The sequence below is a fragment of the Rhizobium sp. RHZ02 genome (assembly GCF_014851575.1).
GTDB classification, from domain to species: domain Bacteria; phylum Pseudomonadota; class Alphaproteobacteria; order Rhizobiales; family Rhizobiaceae; genus Rhizobium; species Rhizobium altiplani.
The window spans coordinates 323,443-343,192 of sequence record NZ_JACUZX010000002.1; the positions used below are offsets into that span (position 1 = coordinate 323,443).

Consider the following 19,750-nt stretch of genomic DNA (forward strand, 5'->3'; position numbering starts at 1 on the left):
ATGAAACGGGAAAAACTGGAACGGCAAGCCATCGCTGCCGAGCTCGCCAAGCTCGACGGCTGGTCGCTCGACGCCGCCGGCACGGCGATATCGCGAAGCTTCAAGTTTCGCAATTTCGTTGAGGCGTTTGGCTTTATGACCGAAGCGGCACTTGCTGCGGAACGGCTCAATCACCATCCCGAATGGTTCAACGTCTATTCGCGCGTCGATGTAAAGCTTAACACCCATGATGCTGGCGGCTTGACGGAACTCGATTTCAAGCTGGCGGCAGCGATGGAGAAGGCGGCGGCGCGCCGACTTGATTGAATCCGGTGCCGCCGTCACCATATGTGCGCGTGAAAGAGAGGACCAATCGGAATGGACGACGTCAAATTCGGTGAGATCCTGCTGCCGGGCGACGATGATACGCAAAGCCGGCGCGAAGAGACAGTGCGCAAGAAATTCTGGCCGACCTTCAAGAAGGCCGTACGGCAGATCCCGTTCGCGCGCGATGTCGTCGCTGCATTCTACTGCGCGATGGATCCCCAGACGCCGACAAGGGTGCGCGGCGTTCTGCTGGCGGCACTCGCCTATTTCGTCATGCCGGTTGACATGATCCCTGATGTTTTTGCCGTGATCGGGTTTTCGGATGACGTAGCGGTCCTTTCCGCGGCCTTCGCCATGGTCAGCAGGCATCTGAAACCGAAGCACTATGAAGCGGCGGACCGTGCGCTCGCCGATAAGCCTGAAGGCATGAAGACGATCTAGCGTTACCTCAGGCGCCCTCGGCCTCCAGAACCTTTCTGAGCTTTCCGAAAGCAAGCCGGATGCGGGATTTTACCGTCCCGAGCGGCAAGCCGGTCGCCTCGGCGATTTGCGAATGGGACTGGCCGAGAAAGAAGGCGGCGCGGAGCATTTCCCGTTGTTCTTCGGGGAGTTGGCTGACAGCGGCGCGAATATGGGCATCGCGATCGTCGTTTACGAGGATCTCGTCTGCGCCGCTTTCGGCGACCGGCTGCAATGCCGGGTCTGCCTGATCCAGTGTGCGTGCTTTGGCCCGGCGCTGGAGATCGATCCGACGGTTGCGGGCGATGCGAAAAAGCCAGGTCGACAGAGAGGATCGCGCTGCATCGTAAAGCTCGGCTTTGTGCCAGAGCACGATCATCACTTCCTGAACAAGCTCCTCTGCCTCGCCGCTCGACATTCTTTGGCGAAGTAACCACGATTTAAGGCGCGGTGCGAAGTAATCGAACAGCACGGTGTATGCCTCCTGGTCGCGGCGTTCCGCAACGGCCCTTGCGAGGGCGGCGAAGCGCTGTTTCTCTTCGGCATCCATGTCCGGCCTAAAGCCCCCTGGCTCAGCGAGTTCTCCAGCGGATTTCTAATACTTATTGACGTACAACGGTTTCTGAAAAGGTCAAACTCTTGCCTGAATCTTTATGTCTTAGATTCATCCGTGACGTTGAGCCGTGTGCGCACGCGGCATCACTTCATTACGGGCGAGGCGCCGCGTCCGATGTTGACACTTGGGTGAGAATGGAACAGGCAGGGACTTCTCGCAGTCCCCGTTGACGCTTTGGTAACCTGAATTAAGTCAAAATAAAGCAGATCGTGATTATGCGCCGCCCGTTCGCTTCGGGCTCGAATCGCAAGAACCGGCAGGATATCCATGTTTCTTAGAAGTACCGCAATCGCCATTTCCCTCGTTCTCGCCGGCGCCGGCATTGCATCCGCTCAGACCAAGAAGTCGCAGCCCGCGGCGCAGCCACAGGCAGCGCAGCCACAGGCTACTCAGGCTTCGACAGCGCCGACCCGGATCCAGCAGTTCCAGGCTTGGGGCGCCTATTCCTACAAGTCCGGCGCGAGCACTGTCTGCTACGTTCTGTCCGTGCCGACGGAAAAGAAGCCGGCCGGCATCGATCACGGCGACAACTTCTTCATCGTCTCGCAGCGCCCCGGCCAGAACATTTCCTACGAGCCGCAGGCAATGATGGGCTACACCGTCAAGGAGAACTCGAAGATCGATGTCGTGATCGACAACAAGACCTTCGTGATGTTCACCAAGGACAAGGCCGGCTGGGTCGAGAACGCAGCCCAGGAGCCGGCGCTCGTCGCGGCGATGAAGGGTGGCCACTCGATGACGGTCAACGCGACATCCCGCAAGGGCACACCGACCTCCTACAGCTACTCGCTGTCCGGCATTTCCGCTGCACTGAAGCAGGTTGAGGGCTGCAAGTAAGCCTTCGGTTACGGTGACGAAATTTCAGGAGGCCGGCCTTGTGCCGGCCTTCGTCGTTTCCATCTATAGTGACGCGCGGCGAAAATGATGCTAAAGGCCCGCGCAACAGCGGATAGATTGCGGCTTTGCCGCCCGGTCCGCATTCAATTTCTGCCATCATGCCTGTCGTGCCCGCAAGTCATCCGGCTTACCGGGGCGATTACATGTTGAATTCGGGATAAGAGACTATGTCCGTCATGGATGCGATGACTGTTACCAAGCCTGCCGGCGTGTTGCCGCAGCTCGACGCCGGCCAGAAGCCCTCGCTGATCGGCCTGAGCCGCGAAGAGATGGGGGCTGCGCTGCGCGAAAAGGGCGTCCCGGACAAGCAGATCAAGATGCGCGTTGCCCAGCTCTGGAACTGGATCTACGTGCGCGGCGTCTCCGATTTCGATCACATGACGAATGTCGCCAAGGACATGCGCGAGATGCTGAAGCAGCATTTCACCATCGCGCGTCCCGAGATCGTCGAGGAGCAGGTGTCGAACGACGGCACCCGCAAGTGGCTGCTGCGTTTCCCGCCGCGCGGGGCGGGGCGACCGGTCGAGATCGAGGCCGTCTACATCCCGGAAGAGGGTCGCGGTACGCTTTGCATCTCCAGCCAGGTGGGCTGCACGTTGACCTGTTCCTTCTGTCATACCGGAACGCAGCGGCTGGTCCGCAACCTCACCGCTGAAGAAATACTCTCCCAGCTTTTGCTTGCCCGCGATCGGCTCGGCGATTTCCCGGACCGCGAAGCGCCGCAAGGAACGATCATGCCTGCCGAGGGCCGCAAGGTCAGCAACATCGTGATGATGGGCATGGGTGAGCCGCTCTACAATTTCGATGCGGTGAAGCAGGCGCTGCTGATCGCCACCGACGGCGACGGACTGTCGCTCTCCAAGCGCCGCGTCACGCTGTCGACGTCAGGCGTGGTGCCGGAGATCTTCCGCACCGGCGACGAGATCGGCGTGATGCTGGCGATCTCGTTGCACGCGGTGCGCGACGACCTGCGCGACATTCTGGTGCCGATCAACAAGAAGTATCCGCTGAAGGAGCTGATCGACGCCTGCCGCAAATATCCCGGCCTGTCGAATGCCCGCCGCATCACCTTCGAATATGTGATGCTGAAGGACGTCAACGACAGCCTCGAGGATGCCAAGGGCCTCGTTCAGCTGCTGAAGGGTGTGCCGGCGAAGATCAACCTCATTCCGTTCAATCCCTGGCCGGGCACCAACTACCAGTGTTCTGACTGGGCGCAGATCGAGAAGTTCGCCGATTTCATCAATTCGGCCGGCTATGCCTCGCCGATCCGCACGCCGCGCGGCCGCGACATTCTCGCGGCCTGCGGTCAGCTGAAGTCGGAGTCGGAGCGCATGCGCAAGACCGAGCGGCTGGCCTTCGAGGCGATGATGATCGCCAACCATGGCGCGGACGACTGATCAGCAAGTTTGATCCGTTCAGTGTTTTCTAATGATTGATTTCATGGCCTGCTTTTCCTAGAAGCAGGCCAAAATCATGTCTGGAGGATACCCCAATGCGTTCCATTCTGTTTGCTGTTGCGGCCACGTTGGCCCTGACCCTGCCTGCCAAGGCCGAAGACGTGACCGTCGCGGTCACGGCGATCGTCGAGCATCCGGCGCTTGACGCCGCACGCAAGGGTGTCCTCGATGTGCTGACGGCCGCCGGCTACAAGGAAGGCGAGAACCTGAAGTTCATGTTCGAGTCGGCCCAGGGCAACCCGGCGACGGCTGCGCAGATCGCCCGCCAGTTCGCCGGCGAGGGCCCGAACGTTATCGTTCCGATCTCCACGCCATCAGCGCAAGCTGTCGTTTCCGCAACGCGCGACATTCCGGTTGTCTTCACGGCCGTTTCCGATCCGCTCGGCGCCCAGCTCGTCAAGAACATGGACAAGCCCGGCGGCAACGTCACCGGCCTGTCCGACATGTCGCCGGTTGCCGAACATGTCGCGCTCATCAAGGAAATTCTGCCGAACGCCAAGACGATCGGCTATCTCTACAACTCCGGTGAGGCAAACTCCGTGTCGCTGCTCGCCGTTCTGAAGACGGAAGCCGAGAAGGCAGGCATGAAGGTCGTCGAGTCTGCGGCCACCAAGTCCGCGGAAGTGCAGGGTGCCGCCCGTGCCCTCGTCGGCCGTGCCGATGCCATCTATGTCCCGACCGACAACACGATCATCTCCGCACTTGAAGGCGCGGTTGCTGTTGCCGAAGAGAGCAAGCTGCCGCTCTTCACCGCCGACACGGATTCCGTCTCGCGCGGTTCGGTCGCCGCCCTCGGTTTCAACTACTACGATGTTGGCAAGCAGACCGGCGAAATCGTCGTTCGTATCCTCAAGGGCGAGAACCCGGGCGATATCCCGGTGAAGGTTGCTGCCGGCAGCGATCTGGTCGTCAACAAGGGTGCAGCCGCCAAGATGGGCGTCACGCTGCCGGAAAGTGTCTTGAAGCGCGCGACGAAGACGATCGACTGATCGCCGCATATTTTGGAGAAACCAGCCATCCAGCCGCTCCCGTTTAACGCGGGGGCGGCTGATGGTATTAAAAGCTTGGGTCCGGTAACAGGCGGACCGAGTCAGAAGAAAGGGCATGAGCCTTGAGTCAGATCGCATTCTGGGGAGCCGTGGAGCTGGGGCTGGTTTATGCCTTCGTGGCGCTCGGCGTTTACCTCGCATTTCGTGTGCTGGATTTTCCGGATCTGACGGTTGACGGCTCCTTCCCTCTCGGGGCTGCCGTAACGGCGGTGTTGATCATCGCTGGCGTCAATGCCTGGCTTGCTGCGCTTATCGCCATGGTCGCGGGTGCTGCGGCAGGTCTCGTTACCGCGATGCTCAACGTGCGCTTCAAGATCCTCAACCTGCTGGCCTCGATCCTGACGATGATCGCGCTGTTCTCGGTCAACCTGCGCGTCATGGGCAAGCCGAACGTCGCGCTGATCAATGCGGATACGATGATCAGTCCGTTCTTCGGTCACGGCCTGCGGGATTTCTATGTTCGACCGCTGTTCGTCGGCGTCCTTGTCGTGGTTGCCGTGATCGTCGTTTGGCGCTTCCTTGAAAGCGACTCGGGTCTGGCGATGCGCGCGACCGGTGCGAATGCCCGAATGGCCCGCGCGCAGGGCGTCGACACCAGCCGCCAGATCTATCTCGGCATGGCGATCTCGAATGCGCTGGTTGCCTTCGGCGGCGCGCTCTTCGCGCAAACCAACGGCTTTGCGGACGTCACCTCGGGCGTCGGAACGATCGTCGTCGGGCTTGCGGCCGTCATCATCGGCGAAACGCTGCTTGGCCGTCGTGGCCTGCTGATCGCGCTGGTCGGCTGCGTGCTCGGTTCGATCCTCTACCGTATCGCCATCCAATTGGCGCTCTCCACCGATGTCATCGGGCTGCAAGCCTCGGACCTTAATTTCGTGACGGCCGTTCTGGTGACAATAGCGCTCATTCTTCCCCGTCTTCGCCGCGGAGGTGCCGCATCGTGATCACGCTCAAGGACATCAAGGTCGTCTTCGGCAAGGGCACGCCGCTGCAGAAACAGGCACTGAACGGCGTCAGCCTGACGATCGAGGAAGGTTCGTTCGTCACCGTTATCGGTTCGAACGGCGCCGGCAAATCGACGCTGCTCGGCGTTCTTGCCGGTGATGTTCTCGCCAGCGAAGGCCAAGTCCTGATTGGCCATACCGATGTCACGCGCAAATCGACGGCCGCTCGCGCGGGCCTCGTTGCCCGTGTCTTCCAGGATCCGTTGACGGGAAGCTGCGGCTCGCTGTCGATCGAGGAAAATCTTGCGCTTGCGGCGCGTCGTGGTGAAAGGCGCGGGCTCGTATCAGCGCTCGGTCCGAAGCGGCGCGAACATTTCCGCGATCGGATTGCCGAGCTCAATCTCGGTCTCGAGAATCGGATGCGGGACCGCATGGACCTGCTATCGGGTGGTCAGCGTCAGGCGGTGTCGCTTGTGATGGCGACGCTTGCCGGCTCCGAAGTGCTGCTGCTCGACGAGCATACGGCAGCGCTCGATCCAGGGATGGCAGAGTTCGTCATGGGCCTCACGCAGAAGATCGTCTCGGAGCGCAAGCTGACGACGCTGATGGTCACGCACTCCATGCGCCAGGCGCTCGATTATGGCCACCGCACGATCATGCTGCATGGCGGCGAGGTCGTTCTCGACGTCAGCGGCGATAGCCGCAAGACGCTGCAGGTCGAAGACCTGATCGCGATGTTCCGCAAGATGCGCGGCCAGACCCTGGACGATGACGCGCTGCTGATCGGCTGAGGATAGACAGCTTCCGGGAAGCCAGAGCTTCCCGGCGATCGCTTAGCGCGCCTGCGTCAGCAGGATTTTTGCCGCGAAGACGGAGAAGACGCCGGCGAAGGTAAAGTCCATGCCGCGCAAAACTTTCTTGTTGGTCTGCAGCCAGCTGGCGAGCCAGTCGGCCGCGAAGACCACGGCTGCGTTGACAGGCATGCCGATCAGGATGAAGCAGAAGCCGAGGAAGAGCAGCTTCTGCGTCACCGTCGGATCGCCGGCGCTGACGAACTGCGGCAGGAAGGTCATGAAGAAGATAATGACCTTCGGGTTCAGGAGGTTGACCCAGAAGCCCGAGGAAACGTTGGCGAGTGGCGTGCCCTTTGCCGTTTTGACCTTGTTGACCGAAAACTTCGAGCCGAAGCGGATCGCCTGGACGGCGAGCCACAGGAGATAGGCAGCACCTCCGGTCTTCAGGATCAGGAAGGCTGTCGGCGACGCGGTGATCAGTGCCGAAACGCCAAAGGCGACCAGCATGGTGTGAACGACGATACCGAGGCTCGTACCGAGAACGACGAACAGCGCAGCCTTCTTGCCCTGCGCCAGTGCGCGGCTGATGGACAGCGTCATGTCGGGGCCGGGCGTCGCAGCGAGCAGCAGGGTCGCGGCTGCGAATGCGAGAAGGGTCGGAAAGCTGGGCAGGAAGCTCATGGTACACTCTGAAAGCCGGATGAAAGCTTAGCCGTCATATCCGGCTTTCAGAAAATGTCTAATCAAACCTTCTAATACGACCTATTCCTTGCGTTCGAGATAGGCCTTGAACTTGTCGGCATAATCCTTGTGCCAGCGCGACAGCGGTGGGCGGTTCTCGATGATGTCGCCCATCGCCCAGGCCATGCGGCGTTCGTCCACCGGACGGGCGACGTCGTTGTCGGGGCAGAGGATGTAGAAGTCGCCGCGTTCCAGGCTTTCGATCATGAAATCGACCGTCTGTTCCGGCGTCCATGCGGCAGCCGGCTTTTCGGCGCGATCGCCCTTGGTGAGGCCGGTATAGACGAAGCCGGGGATCAATAGATGAGCGGAGATCTTCGAGCCTTCGGTATTGCGCAATTCATGCTCGAGCGCTTCGGTGAATACCTTCACGCCGGCTTTCGAGACGTTATACGCCGGGTTGCCAGGTGGCGTGGTGATGCCCTGCTTGGAGCCGGTATTGATGATCAGGCCCGGTTCGCCATGCGAGAGCATGTGCTGGCCGAAGGTCCGCGTGCCGTTGATGACGCCGAGCAGGTTGACGCCGAGAATCCCGTCCCAATTGGCCTGGGCGCTGAAGATCGATGTCTCTGGGCCGACGCCGGCGTTGTTCATGAGAATGTGCACTCGGCCGAAGCGCTGGATCACGGTCCGTTCGAGCGCTTCGAGGGACTCCTTCTGTGCGACGTCGGTTTCGACGGCGAGCACATGCTCCTCTCCCGAGATCGCTTTCAGTTCCTCTGCGGCGGCTGCCAGCCGATCGCCGCCGAGATCGGAAATGGCGACGCTCATGCCCGATCGGGCAAAGTGTTTCGCGGCGGCAAGTCCGATGCCCGAGGCGCCACCGGTGATGACAGCGACGTTTGATTTCTTGATGATGTCTTGGATTCTCGTCACGGCCAGCTCTCCTCCGCATTGTCAGGACGCTGGCAGATATGGGCTGCGCTTTCGGCCTGTCAAACATTATCTGGGTCGCCGATAGCCGCCGTTGCCCTTGCGTCGTCCGCCAATCTCGCTAAAAGTGCCCAGCCATACCGGGCCTGGCGGGTTTGCCGCTGCCCTCTTGCAACGGACCTCATCATCATGGCATCGCACAAAGACGTAAAGAAAGTCGTCCTCGCCTATTCCGGCGGCCTCGACACCTCGATCATCCTGAAGTGGCTGCAGACCGAACTCGGCGCAGAAGTCGTGACCTTCACCGCCGACCTCGGCCAGGGCGAAGAGCTGGAGCCAGCCCGCAAGAAGGCCGAGATGCTCGGCATCAAGGAAATCTACATCGAGGACGTGCGCGAAGAGTTCGTCAAGGACTTCGTGTTCCCGATGTTCCGCGCCAACGCCGTCTACGAGGGCGTCTACCTGCTCGGCACCTCGATCGCCCGTCCGCTGATCTCCAAGCACCTGATCGACATCGCCCGCAAGACCGGCGCCGATGCGATCGCGCATGGCGCCACCGGCAAGGGCAACGACCAGGTTCGTTTCGAACTTTCCGCATATGCCCTGAACCCCGATATCAAGATCATTGCGCCGTGGCGCGACTGGTCGTTCAAGAGCCGGACCGACCTGCTGGCCTTTGCCGAAGCGCACCAGATCCCGGTTGCCAAGGACAAGAAGGGCGAGGCGCCGTTCTCCGTCGACGCCAACCTGCTGCACTCCTCGTCCGAGGGCAAGGTTCTCGAAGATCCGGCACAGGAAGCGCCTGAGTACGTGCACATGCGCACGATTTCTCCGGAAGCGGCTCCCGACAAGGCGACCACCATCAAGGTCGGCTTCGAAAAGGGTGATGCCGTTTCGATCAACGGCGTACGCATGAGCCCGGCAACGCTGCTCGCAGCGCTCAACAATTACGGTCGCGACAACGGCATCGGTCGCCTCGACCTCGTGGAAAACCGCTTCGTCGGCATGAAGTCGCGCGGCGTTTACGAGACGCCCGGCGGCACGATCCTGCTTGCCGCGCATCGCGCCATCGAATCCATCACGCTCGACCGCGGCGCCGCGCATCTCAAGGACGAGATCATGCCGCGTTACGCCGAGCTGATCTACTACGGCTTCTGGTTCTCGCCGGAGCGCGAAATGCTGCAGGCGCTGATCGACAAGAGCCAGGAGCATGTCGAAGGCGAAGTGACGCTGAAGCTCTACAAGGGCAATGTCATGGTTACCGGCCGCGAGAGCCCGAAGTCGCTCTATTCCGACAAGCTGGTTACTTTCGAAGATGACCAGGGTGCTTACGACCAGAAGGATGCAGCCGGCTTCATCAAGCTCAACGCGCTGCGCCTGCGCACGCTCGCCAAGCGCAATCTCTCGAAGTAATCGCGAGCAGCTTGCACGAGATCGAAGGCCCGCCTCGTGCGGGCCTTCCGCTTGTTGACAAAGCCTTATGCCCCACCCGTCGTCACCCCGGCCGACGAGCCGGGGTGCAGCACGCGCAAGTCTTTGCGCGCAACAGACCTTTCGCACCGCAGACGCGGTGCCGCTGGATGCCGGCTCAAGGCCGGCATGACGGATAAAACGATCGTTCCGCAAAAAGGAACACGTCCTCATCAGTCTGAGGGCCCGTCGTACGGACACTTTTCATTCGCACGACGTGGCGTGAGGGAGCTTTGCTGCGTGCCGCGACGCGCGAACGAACCAGACGTAGCTGATGATCGAAATCAGCGCCATGATCGGGATCACCGTTCCGAAGGCGAGAAGCGGCATGCCGATCAGCGAACCGGCGACGCCGCCGGCAAAGCCGCCACCCATCTGGATGAAGCCCATCATCGCGGATGCCGAGCCGGCGATATGCGGGAAGGGGTAGAGGCCCGAGGTCGTCATATGCGGCGTCAGGAACGCCAGTCCGAAGGCCAGGAACGCGATTGGCCCCATGATCGAAAGATAGGATGGCGTGACGAAATGGACTGACAGCGCGATCATGATGCCGGCGAAGCCGAGCAGGCCAAGCCCGACACGCACGGAACCGTCGCCGCCCAAGCGTGGCGCCACGTAACGCAGGCAGACGGAGCCCAAGAAGTAGGAACCCGACTGCATCAGCATTCCCAAGCCGAAGGCTGTCGGTGACAGGCCGACGACCTTGATCAGGATGAATGGGAGGAGCGTCGCCTGCGCATAGAGTGCGCCGATCGAGCCGCCGAGGACGAGCGAGGCGGAGACGAAGCGAGTTTCGCGCGCAAGCTCCAGGTAGGCGCGAAGCAGCGGAACCGGGAGCGCGCGGCGCGGATCCGGCTCGCTCGTCTCGAACATGAAGACGATCACGCCAAAACAGATCAGGAGTCCGAAGCCGATCAGCAGGAAGAAGACCGACTGCCAGCCGAAGGCAGCGAGTGCCAATCCGCCGATCGTTGGTGCGGCGGCCGGTCCGATGGCAATCATGATGCCGATGAGGTTCATGATGCGGGAGGCTTCGGTCCCGGTGAACTGGTCGCGCACGATGGCGCGCGCCACCGTAATCCCGACGGAAGCGCCGACGCCCTGTATCAGGCGGCCGGCGAGCAACCACTCGATGCCGGGCGCAAAGGCGGCAAGCAGGCTGCCGACCACATAGATGCCGACGAACAGCAGCGTCGCAGCGCGGCGGCCGAAGGCATCGGACAGCGGGCCGGCAAGCAGCTGCGCAACCGAGAAGCCGGCGAAATAGACTGACAGCGTCATCTTGATCGCCGAGTCCGAGGTTTGGAACGCATGGACGAGTTCCGGCATAGCCGGCGTGTAGATCGACATCGAGATCGGGCCGATGGTTGCGAGAAGCGCGCCGAGCATGCTCGTTCGCCGTTCGCTCATCCGGAATGGGGGCATGGGGATACTCGATCTCTGGTAACGTGCGCGATCCGCGCGAGGCGGCACTTTCTTCTGTCGGAAGCGGCGTGATCCGGCAATTCAAAAATCTCATGGATTGCCATCATGGCTTGACGCCCTTCGATTGGCGCATAAGCTGCGACGGTCCTTTCCGGAGTTTCTCGATGACGCAATCCTTGCTCGCGGGCGCCTTTCTGGCAGCTCTCCTCTACGTGCTTATTCCAGGGCCTGCCTTCCTTGCGCTGCTTGGTATCGGCGCCGGGCAGGGCCGCCGTGCCGGCGCAATGTTCGTCGGCGGGCATTTGGTCGGCGATCTGCTGTGGGCATCGCTGGCGCTGATCGCGATCATCGGGGCGAGGACGATCGGTACCTTCGTCTTCGACGCGCTCGGTCTTCTTTGTGGTTTCTACCTTGCCTGGATCGGCTGGAATGCGGTTCGGGCGAAACCGAAGGGACAGGGACAGGCCTTGATGGTCGTCGAGCGGCCGTTCCGCCGCGGCTTGATCTTCGGTGTCACGAACCCGAAGGGATATCCGGTCGCGCTCGCGACGTTTACTGCCCTTGTTGCTGGCTCGGCGAGCGCATTGCAGTTTCATACGTTGCCGCTCCTGCTCGCCGTTTCGTTCCTGGGCTTCATTGTTGCCGACATGATCCTGGTCACGATTATCGGCGCGGGCACGGTGCGGCGTTTCTATCGCTCGCACGAGCGGCTGATCGTCCGTTGCTCCGGCGTGCTGTTCATGGGTTTTGCCGTGCAGGCACTCTGGCATGCGACGCCGGGCCTACTCGGTTGGCGGAAGGCCTGAGATCGCGCGTGGATTGCTTCAATCCCTAGCGATTGGTTGATTCTCTTGCCGTGAACTTTTCGCAGTCGGGCGCGGGACGTGCGTCCGATCGGCAATACCAATTGCGAACGTGCCTCCCTATATTGCCTGTTCAGTTGCCTGCCACAGAGGATCTCCGCATGCCTTCCACATCAGAATTCAACCCGGCGCTTGTCGAATGGAACGGTCTCCACGGCCTGCCGCGCTTCGATGCTCTCAATGACGGCGACTTCGCGCCGGCATTCGACGCAGCGCTTGCCGCGCATGAGAAAGAGATCGACGGGATCGCTGATAACCCCGAGGCGCCGACATTCGAGAATACCGTCGTTGCTCTTGAGACCGCCGGCGACGCGCTGTCGCGGGTGTCGGCACTGTTCTGGAACCGCGCGGGCGCCCATACCAACGATACGATCCAGGCGCTGGAGCGGGACATTTCGCCGAAGATGTCGCGCCACTATTCCAAGATCGGCATGAATGCGGCGTTGTTTGCCCGTATTGATGCCTTGTGGGAAGCCCGCGAAAGCCTCGGCCTGACGCTGGAGCAGACGCGCGTGCTGGAGCGGCATTGGAAGGGCTTCGTCAAATCGGGCGCGAAGCTGCCGAAGCCCGAGCAGGAGAAGCTCGCGGGCATGAATGAAAAGCTTGCCGGCCTTGGCACTCAGTTCGGCCAGAACGTGCTCGCCGATGAGAAAAACTGGGCGCTAATCCTTTCCGACGGCGCCGACCTAGACGGTATTCCGGACTTTCTGAAGGATGCGATGGCGGCGGCTGCGCGCGAGCGTGGCGAAGACGGCAAGTTCGCCGTCACGCTGTCGCGCTCGATCATCGAACCGTTTCTCACCTTCTCTGAGCGGCGGGATCTGCGTGAACAGGCGTTCAAGGCCTGGGTTGCGCGCGGCGAAAACGATGGCGCGACTGACAATCGCGGCATTATCCGTGACACGCTTGCGCTTCGCGACGAAGTGGCAAAGCTGCTCGGTTACGGCAACTTCGCGGAACTGAAGCTCGACAACACGATGGCGAAGACACCCGACGCCGTGAACCACCTGCTTCGGGAGGTATGGGCAAAGGCGGTCAAGCGTGCCGGCGAGGAAGAAGCCGATATCGCCAAGCTTATCGCGGACGAAGGCAAGAACCACGACGTCATGCCCTGGGACTGGCGGCACTATGCCGAGAAGATCCGGGCGCAGCGGTTCAATTTCTCCGAGGCCGAGCTGAAGCCCTATCTGCAGCTCGAGAAGATCATCGACGCCTGCTTCGACGTCGCCGGCCGGCTGTTCGGCATTCGCGCCGTCGAGAAGAAAGGTGTTCCGGCGTACCATCCCGATGTGCGCGTGTTCGAGATCCGCGATCGCGAAGACAGGCTGGTCGCGCTCTTCCTCGGCGATTACTTTGCCCGCAGCTCGAAGCGCTCGGGCGCCTGGATGAGTTCCTTCCAATCACAGCACAAGCTGCCGCTGAAGAACGGCCGCAACGGCGAACTGCCGATCATCTACAATGTCTGCAATTTCGCCAAGCCCGCCGAAGGCAAGCCGGCACTGCTGTCGCTCGACGACGCGCGCACGCTGTTCCACGAGTTCGGCCATGCGCTGCACGGGATGCTGTCGAACGTCACCTACCCCTCGGTTTCGGGCACGGGCGTCTCGCGCGATTTCGTCGAGCTGCCGTCGCAGCTTTACGAGCACTGGCTGACGGTGCCCGCGATCCTGAAGCAATATGCCGTGCATTTCGAAACCGGCGAGCCGATGCCGCAGGCCCTGCTCGACAAGGTTCTGGCCGCGCGCACCTTCAATTCCGGCTTCAATACGGTCGAGTTCACCTCGTCTGCGCTTGTCGACATGGCGTTCCACACCCGCGACAAGGTGGAGGATCCGATGGTCGTGCAGACGGAGGTCTTGTCGGAGCTCGGCATGCCGAAGTCGATCGTCATGCGGCATGCCTCGCCGCACTTCCAGCACATCTTCTCGGGCGGCTATTCAGCCGGCTACTATTCCTACATGTGGTCCGAAGTGCTCGATGCGGATGCCTTTGCCGCCTTCGAGGAAACCGGCGACGCGTTCAATCGCGAGATGGCGGCCAAGCTCAAGGACAACATCTATTCCGTCGGTGGCGCGATCGATCCTGAGGATGCCTACAAGGGTTTCCGCGGCAAGCTGCCAAGCCCGGATGCCATGCTGGTGAAGAAGGGTCTTGCGACCTTTGAAGAACTGTCGGGCAGCGACGCCTGAGGCGGCAGGTATTGCGCGTCATCGATACGCGACGGCTAAAGTATTGATGGAAGACGGCTTCTTGCCGCTTCGTCACATGACTGTCATTGAAGGTTAATAAGCAACCGGCATCGATTTTCAACCGATGCCGGTTTTTTCATGACCCCTCAACCTTCAGAGACCAATGCGGCCGTTTCGACGGCCGGCGTGGAATTGCACTATGGGGCGACCCCCGTTCTGAAGGGCATTGATATCTCGCTTTCCAAGGGCAAGACGCTGGCGCTGCTTGGGCCGTCCGGTTGCGGAAAGACCACTCTTCTGAGGCTCGTCGCCGGACTGCTCGCGCCTACGAAAGGTTCGATCGCGATTACCGGACGCACCGTTGCCGATGCCGCAACTGGCGCCTTCTCGCCGCCGGAAAAGCGCAACCTCGGCATGGTATTTCAGGACTATGCGCTCTGGCCGAACATGACCGTTGGCGGCAACGTCTCCTTTCCGCTCGAAATGCGCGGCGTCGGTAAATCCGAACGGCAGTCGCGGACGATGCGGGCGCTCGAACGCGTCGGTCTCGGTGCTTATGCCGACCGCCGGCCGAGCGATCTCTCCGGCGGCCAGCAACAGCGTGTCGCGATCGCGCGAGCGATCGTTGCCGAACCGCAGCTCATTCTCTTCGACGAACCCCTGTCCAATCTCGATCGCGAACTGCGTGAAAACATGGTCGGCGAACTTGCCGAGCTGATCGCGACGCTCGGCCTGACGGCAATCTACGTCACGCACGATCATAGCGAGGCGCTGACGCTGGCGGATGATGTTGCCGTCATGCGTGGCGGGCTGATCGAGCAGCTGGCATCGCCCGACGAGCTGATCGAGAAGCCCGCAACGCCCGAGGTGGCCGACTTCCTGCGCCTCGGCGGTGTCGCCGAACTCGAATACCGCGACGAACACTGGTTCTTCAAAGGTAGCGGCCTTGCATTGCTGCGCGGCGTCGATGGTGTCGATTGCGCCGTTCGCGTCCTCATCCCCACCGGATCGATCAGCGCGGGCGAGATCCTGCCAGGCACACTTGCCGCAACGGTGCTGCGTTCGCAGTTCCGCGGGGATGGTCATCTGGCGACCGTCTCGCTGGTCGGCGCCGAAAAGATCGAATTGCAGGTTTTGAGCCGCGCCAAGCTGCGGCCCGGCGAGGGCATCGGTCTGTCGATCGATCCCGGCCAGATCCGCTGGTTCGGCAAAGAAATTCATTTGTCCAAAGAGGAGAATTTGGAGCATGCTTAAGTCGTTGAAGAGCATCACTTTCGGCGTTCTCGCCGTAACGTTGATGGCGGGCGTCGCCCACGCCGACATCACGGTCTATACCGCCGGTCCGCAGGGGCTGATCGACAAGCTGTCGGCCGGCTTCACCAAACAGACTGGGGTCAGGGTCAATGTCTTCCAGGCAACGACCGGCAAGGTCATGGCCCGTATCGAAGCAGAAGCCTCGAACCCTGTGGTCGACGTTCTCATTTCGGCTTCCTGGGATACGGCAACCGACTTCGCCAAGCGCGGCTGGCTCGTGTCCTACAGCAGCCCGAACGCCGCCAGGGTTCCTGATTTCCTGAAGACCGACACGGCCGTTGCCCAGGGCATCTCGGCGCTCGGCATCGCCTGGAACACCAAGAGCGGCACGCCGAAGCCCGCCGAGTGGGCCGACCTGACGAAGCCCGAATACAAGGACCTCGTCAATATTCCGGATCCGGCGCAATCCGGCTCGTCCTTCGAGCTGACGGCGGCACTGGCCGGCCAGGACGACTTCAAGCTCTTCAAGGATCTGAAGGATAATGGCGCGATCATCGCCGGCGCCAATGCCGAGGCTCTGAACCCGGTTCTGCAGGGTGCCAAGGCCGCTGTCTTCGGCGCCGTCGATTACATCACGCTCAACGCCAAGGAAAAGGGCGAGGCCATCGATGTGATCTTCCCGGAATCCGGCACCGTCATCGCGCCGCGTCCGGCCATGATCCTCAACTGGTCGAAGAACCAGGACGAGGCGAAGAAGTTCATCGACTACATGCTCTCCGACGAAGGCCAGAAGCTCGTTGCCGATCAGATGCTGATGCCGGCTCGTAGCGACATTCCGGCCAGCCGTCCGCTGATCAGCGATCTGAAGCTGCTGAAGTACGACACCGCTGATGTCTACGGCAAGCGGAAGGAAACGCTGAAGCAGGTCACCGACACGTTCGGCGGTAAGTAAGGGCAGGGCGATGAGGACGCACGATAGTAGCGGCGCTGCGCCGGCCGCCTGGCTGGCGATCGCGGGATTGACCGTTATCGTCGCCGTTCCCTTCATCGCCGTTGTGCTTCAGGGCATCTTCCCCAACATCGGACAGGGCTCGTTCGCGGGCCCTTTCTCTTCGCTTGTTGCGACGCTCTTCGATAGCGCGCTGATCGCGATGGCCGGCAACACCATTCTGCTTGGCAGCTGCGTGGTGCTGGCCTCGGCGCTGGTGGCGGTGCCGCTCGGCGTGTTTCGCGCACTCTACCGCATCCCGCTTGCACCGCTGTGGGATGTGCTCCTGCTCGTCCCATTCATGATCCCGCCCTACATCGCGACGCTTGGCTGGATCATGGCGCTGCAGCCGCGCGGTTATCTTCAGCAGATCGCGGGATTTAACCTCGCGCCCTTCCTCTTCTCGCTCTTCGGCATGACCATGGTCATGGCCTTCAATACCTTTCCGGTGGTCTATTTCGCCGTGTCGCGCACGGTTGAGGCTGTTGGTGCGCGTTATGCGGATGTCGGCCGCGTCTTTGGCGCGTCGCCGGCGCGCGCCTTCTTTCGGATCACGCTGCCGCTGTCGGCGCCCGGGCTCGTTGCCAGCCTGATGCTGGTCTTTGCCGCGGCGATCGAGGAATACGGTACGCCCGCTGCCCTTGGTCGTCGTGCCGGCTTCCAGGTGCTGGTCACCGGTATCGACCTGCGGATCTCGGATTGGCCGATCGATCTGCCGGGAGCGGCGATCCTGTCGATCCTGCTCGTCGTCATGTCTCTGCTGACATTCCTGCTGCAGCGATGGATCCTCGCCCGACGCTCCTATCAAACGGTGGGCGGCAAACCTGCTGCCAAGGACAAGCGACCGCTTGGGGCGATGAAGGTTCCCGTGATGATCGCCTTTGCCGTGGTTGCCTTCCTGGCAACGGGCGTGCCACTGCTATCGATCCTGCTCACGGCGCTGTCGCGGACGATTTCCGGTGGTCTGGCGCTCGACAACATCAGCGCCGAAAACTTCCTGTCGGTCTTCAACAACAGCGCCGGCGCTCTGGGGGCGCTCGCCAACAGCTTCTCGCTTGGCATCGGCACGGCCTTGATTACCGGGCTCATCGGCGTGCTGGCCGCCTATACGGTCGTCAAGACGAAGATCCGCGGACGCGTGGCGATCGACACGATGACGATCCTGCCGAATGCGCTGCCGGGCATCGTCGTTGCCGTCGGGCTGATCCTTGCTTGGAACATGCCATGGCTGCCGGCGACCCCCTACAACACGGCATTCATCCTGCTGCTCGCCTATTGCTGCATACTGCTGCCGCAGCCGGTGCGCTATACGACCGCGGCGTTCCAGCAGATCGGGGATAGCCTGGAAGCGGCGGCCCGGGTCTTCGGCGCAAGCGGGGTAACCGCCTTTCGCCGCATCCTCCTGCCGCTCGTCTTCCCGAGCCTTGCTTCGGCGATGCTATTGGTCTTTGCGCTCGCCTCGCGCGAACTGGTGGCCTCGGTTGTCGTGGCGCCTGTCGGCATGCAGACGATCGCCACCTTCATCTGGCGCCAGTTCGAACAGGGATCGATCGGGCTCGGCATGGCGATGGCCTTCATCGCTATCCTCATCACGTCGCTCTTGCCGCTTCTGCTGCTGACGCTGCTTCGCCGCAGTGGTTTGGTGGCGGAATAGCGCCTCACCGGCGACGCCTCGTAGCAAAACTGTCGCTGAAGTTTCGAAAAACCGTCATGCCGCCTTCAAACGCATGACATGACAGCCGCCATAGGTTCGGCCCTCCCGTTAGCCGGATAGACCTTGGCATGACATTGACTGAAACAACCCGCCGACGCTTCCTCTCATCCATGGGCGCCGTTGGCGGATTTGCACTGGCGGGGCTGGCGATGCCCTACTACGCGCGCGGCTCGTCAAGTCGCCCGGTCTTTACAGCAGGCGTGCAATCCGGCGATGTCGATGCGAATTCGGGTATGGTCTGGGCGCAGGTGAACCGGCCGGCACGACTGCATGTCGAGTATTCGACGAGCGACCGGTTCGCCAACGCGGTGCGCGTCGCGCCCATAGACGTGACACCGGGCACCAATCTTGCGGGAAAGCTGCTGCTCCAGAATCTCCCTGATGATCAAGAGATCTTCTATCGCTTTCGTGCGGCCGACCTGCAGGACCTCAACGACCTGTCGGAACCCATCCATGGACAGTTTCGCACGGCGCCGGCGGGCAAGCGCAGCATCCGCTTCGCGTGGTCTGGGGATACGGCCGGCCAGGGCTGGGGCATCGACGAGGAGGGGATGCGCACCTATTCGACGATCGCCTACCATCGCCCGGATTTCATGATCCATTCGGGCGACACTATTTACGCCGACAATCCGATCACGGACGAGGTCAGGCTGCGAGATGGCGGCGTTTGGAAAAACCGCGTCGTCACCGAGGCAAAGCGCGACATCGCGCAGACGCTCGACCAGTTTCGCGGCCAGTGGACCTATAATCTGCTCGACGAGCACGTGAAGGCGTTCAATGCGGTCTGCCCTGTCTTCTACCAATGGGACGATCACGAGGTGCTGAACAACTGGTCGCCCTCGACCGACCTCCGTGATGATGATCGCTACAAGGAAAAATCGATCGCCACGCTTGCTGCCCGCGCAAGCCGTGCCTTCCACGAGATGACGCCGATCCGTTACGTGGCCGATGAGCCCGGTCGGATCTACCGCAAGGTGTCTTACGGTCCGCTGCTCGATGTCTTCTTCATCGACCTGCGCTCCTATCGCGGCCCGAACAGTCATGGGCTCGATGCCGAGTCGACGCCGGAGTCGCGGCTTTTGGGCGAGCGCCAGCTGGCGTGGCTGAAGCGGGAACTGGTGCGCTCGACCGCGACCTGGAAGGTGATCGCCTGCGATCTGCCGATCGGGCTGGTGATCTGGGACGATTACGGCCACCGGACGGGCAGCGAGTCGATCTCCAACGGCGACAATGGCGCCCCGCTTGGCCGCGAGCTGGAGTTCGCCGATCTGCTGCGCTTCATCCGCGATGCCGGCATAGCGAACATGATCTGGCTGACAGCCGACGTGCACTACACGGCTGTACACTATTACGATCCCGGTAAGGCCAAGTTCCGCGAGTTCCTGCCATTCTGGGAGTTCGTTGCGGGTCCGCTGCATTCCGGAACCTATGGGCCGCAGGAACTCGACATGACTTTCGGACCGGAGGTGAAGTTCATGAAAGCCGCACCCGGCGGTGCGGAGCAGAACCTGCCGCCGTCGGCAGGCATGCAGTTCTTCGGGCTTGTCGACATCGACGGGCAGACCGAGCAACTGACCGTGAGGCTGATGGATCGGAACGATACCGAGCTGTGGCGGACGACGCTCGATCCGCAGATATCGAGTTGACGTCCATGCATGGCAGGCAATCCGGCCTCCCCCCTTTCGCAAACGCGAAAAACACTGTATGA

The 19,750-nt window shown here is 61.6% G+C and carries 18 protein-coding genes; 14 read left to right on the forward strand and 4 right to left on the reverse strand.

Annotated elements, in window-relative coordinates; genetic code table 11:
- Complete coding sequence (locus tag IB244_RS04400) at window positions 1–306, forward strand: 4a-hydroxytetrahydrobiopterin dehydratase (RefSeq protein WP_018855798.1); 306 nt, start codon at window positions 1–3, stop codon at window positions 304–306.
- A gap of 51 nt (window positions 307–357) precedes the next feature.
- Entirely contained in the window at window positions 358–747 is a 390-nt protein-coding gene (locus IB244_RS04405; protein ID WP_018855797.1) for a YkvA family protein, read from the forward strand.
- 7 nt (window positions 748–754) lie between these two features.
- Here IB244_RS04405 and IB244_RS04410 read toward each other — a convergent pair whose 3' ends face one another.
- Window positions 755–1,315 (reverse strand): sigma-70 family RNA polymerase sigma factor, encoded by a 561-nt coding sequence (locus tag IB244_RS04410; protein ID WP_113469732.1) that lies wholly within the window; start codon window positions 1,313–1,315, stop codon window positions 755–757.
- A gap of 333 nt (window positions 1,316–1,648) precedes the next feature.
- Here IB244_RS04410 and IB244_RS04415 point away from each other — a divergent pair, with 333 nt between their 5' ends.
- The 5 genes from IB244_RS04415 to IB244_RS04435 all read left to right on the forward strand — a co-directional run bounded on the left by IB244_RS04415 (window position 1,649) and on the right by IB244_RS04435 (window position 6,522).
- Window positions 1,649–2,218: an invasion associated locus B family protein gene (locus tag IB244_RS04415; protein ID WP_018855795.1), complete on the forward strand. Its 570-nt coding sequence runs from the start codon at window positions 1,649–1,651 to the stop codon at window positions 2,216–2,218.
- Between the two features lie 227 nt (window positions 2,219–2,445).
- Window positions 2,446–3,678, forward strand: a complete 1,233-nt coding sequence (rlmN, locus tag IB244_RS04420; RefSeq protein WP_018855794.1) for a 23S rRNA (adenine(2503)-C(2))-methyltransferase RlmN — start codon at window positions 2,446–2,448, stop codon at window positions 3,676–3,678.
- 95 nt (window positions 3,679–3,773) lie between these two features.
- The gene (locus IB244_RS04425) at window positions 3,774–4,727 is read left to right on the forward strand and encodes an ABC transporter substrate-binding protein (protein ID WP_018855793.1); all 954 of its coding nucleotides are present in this window, start codon (window positions 3,774–3,776) and stop codon (window positions 4,725–4,727) included.
- Window positions 4,728–4,849: 122 nt separating this feature from the next.
- Window positions 4,850–5,731 (forward strand): ABC transporter permease, encoded by an 882-nt coding sequence (locus IB244_RS04430; protein ID WP_016556625.1) that lies wholly within the window; start codon window positions 4,850–4,852, stop codon window positions 5,729–5,731.
- Complete coding sequence (locus IB244_RS04435; protein WP_192241928.1) at window positions 5,728–6,522, forward strand: ABC transporter ATP-binding protein; 795 nt, start codon at window positions 5,728–5,730, stop codon at window positions 6,520–6,522. The genes IB244_RS04430 and IB244_RS04435 overlap by 4 nt, the downstream gene beginning before the upstream one ends.
- Before the next feature lie 42 nt (window positions 6,523–6,564).
- Here IB244_RS04435 and IB244_RS04440 read toward each other — a convergent pair whose 3' ends face one another.
- A complete protein-coding gene (locus IB244_RS04440) occupies window positions 6,565–7,206 on the reverse strand; it encodes a LysE family translocator (protein ID WP_192303226.1) in 642 nt (213 codons plus the stop codon).
- A gap of 81 nt (window positions 7,207–7,287) precedes the next feature.
- Window positions 7,288–8,142, reverse strand: coding sequence for an SDR family NAD(P)-dependent oxidoreductase (locus tag IB244_RS04445; RefSeq protein ID WP_192303228.1), 855 nt, complete (start codon window positions 8,140–8,142; stop codon window positions 7,288–7,290).
- 186 nt (window positions 8,143–8,328) lie between these two features.
- Here IB244_RS04445 and IB244_RS04450 point away from each other — a divergent pair, with 186 nt between their 5' ends.
- Complete coding sequence (locus IB244_RS04450; protein ID WP_018855789.1) at window positions 8,329–9,552, forward strand: argininosuccinate synthase; 1,224 nt, start codon at window positions 8,329–8,331, stop codon at window positions 9,550–9,552.
- Between the two features lie 261 nt (window positions 9,553–9,813).
- On the opposite strand, the gene IB244_RS04455 is transcribed toward IB244_RS04450, so the two are convergent.
- Complete coding sequence (locus IB244_RS04455) at window positions 9,814–10,998, reverse strand: multidrug effflux MFS transporter (protein WP_192303299.1); 1,185 nt, start codon at window positions 10,996–10,998, stop codon at window positions 9,814–9,816.
- A gap of 200 nt (window positions 10,999–11,198) precedes the next feature.
- Here IB244_RS04455 and IB244_RS04460 point away from each other — a divergent pair, with 200 nt between their 5' ends.
- The 6 genes from IB244_RS04460 (at window position 11,199) to IB244_RS04485 (ending at window position 19,688) form a co-directional block, all read left to right on the forward strand.
- The gene (locus IB244_RS04460; RefSeq protein ID WP_192303230.1) at window positions 11,199–11,840 is read left to right on the forward strand and encodes a LysE family translocator; all 642 of its coding nucleotides are present in this window, start codon (window positions 11,199–11,201) and stop codon (window positions 11,838–11,840) included.
- A 158-nt stretch (window positions 11,841–11,998) separates the two neighbouring features.
- Window positions 11,999–14,086: a M3 family metallopeptidase gene (locus IB244_RS04465; protein ID WP_192303232.1), complete on the forward strand. Its 2,088-nt coding sequence runs from the start codon at window positions 11,999–12,001 to the stop codon at window positions 14,084–14,086.
- A 138-nt stretch (window positions 14,087–14,224) separates the two neighbouring features.
- Window positions 14,225–15,340, forward strand: coding sequence for an ABC transporter ATP-binding protein (locus tag IB244_RS04470; protein WP_113469736.1), 1,116 nt, complete (start codon window positions 14,225–14,227; stop codon window positions 15,338–15,340).
- A complete protein-coding gene (locus IB244_RS04475) occupies window positions 15,333–16,292 on the forward strand; it encodes an ABC transporter substrate-binding protein (RefSeq protein WP_192303234.1) in 960 nt (319 codons plus the stop codon). The genes IB244_RS04470 and IB244_RS04475 overlap by 8 nt, the downstream gene beginning before the upstream one ends.
- A 10-nt stretch (window positions 16,293–16,302) precedes the next feature.
- Window positions 16,303–17,982 carry an ABC transporter permease gene (locus IB244_RS04480; RefSeq protein WP_192303236.1) on the forward strand — a complete coding sequence of 560 codons (1,680 nt, stop codon included), beginning with the start codon at window positions 16,303–16,305 and terminating at the stop codon, window positions 17,980–17,982.
- A gap of 128 nt (window positions 17,983–18,110) precedes the next feature.
- On the forward strand, window positions 18,111–19,688 hold the full coding sequence (locus IB244_RS04485) for an alkaline phosphatase D family protein (RefSeq protein ID WP_192303238.1): 1,578 nt from the start codon (window positions 18,111–18,113) through the stop codon (window positions 19,686–19,688).
- Window positions 19,689–19,750 lie beyond the last annotated feature (62 nt).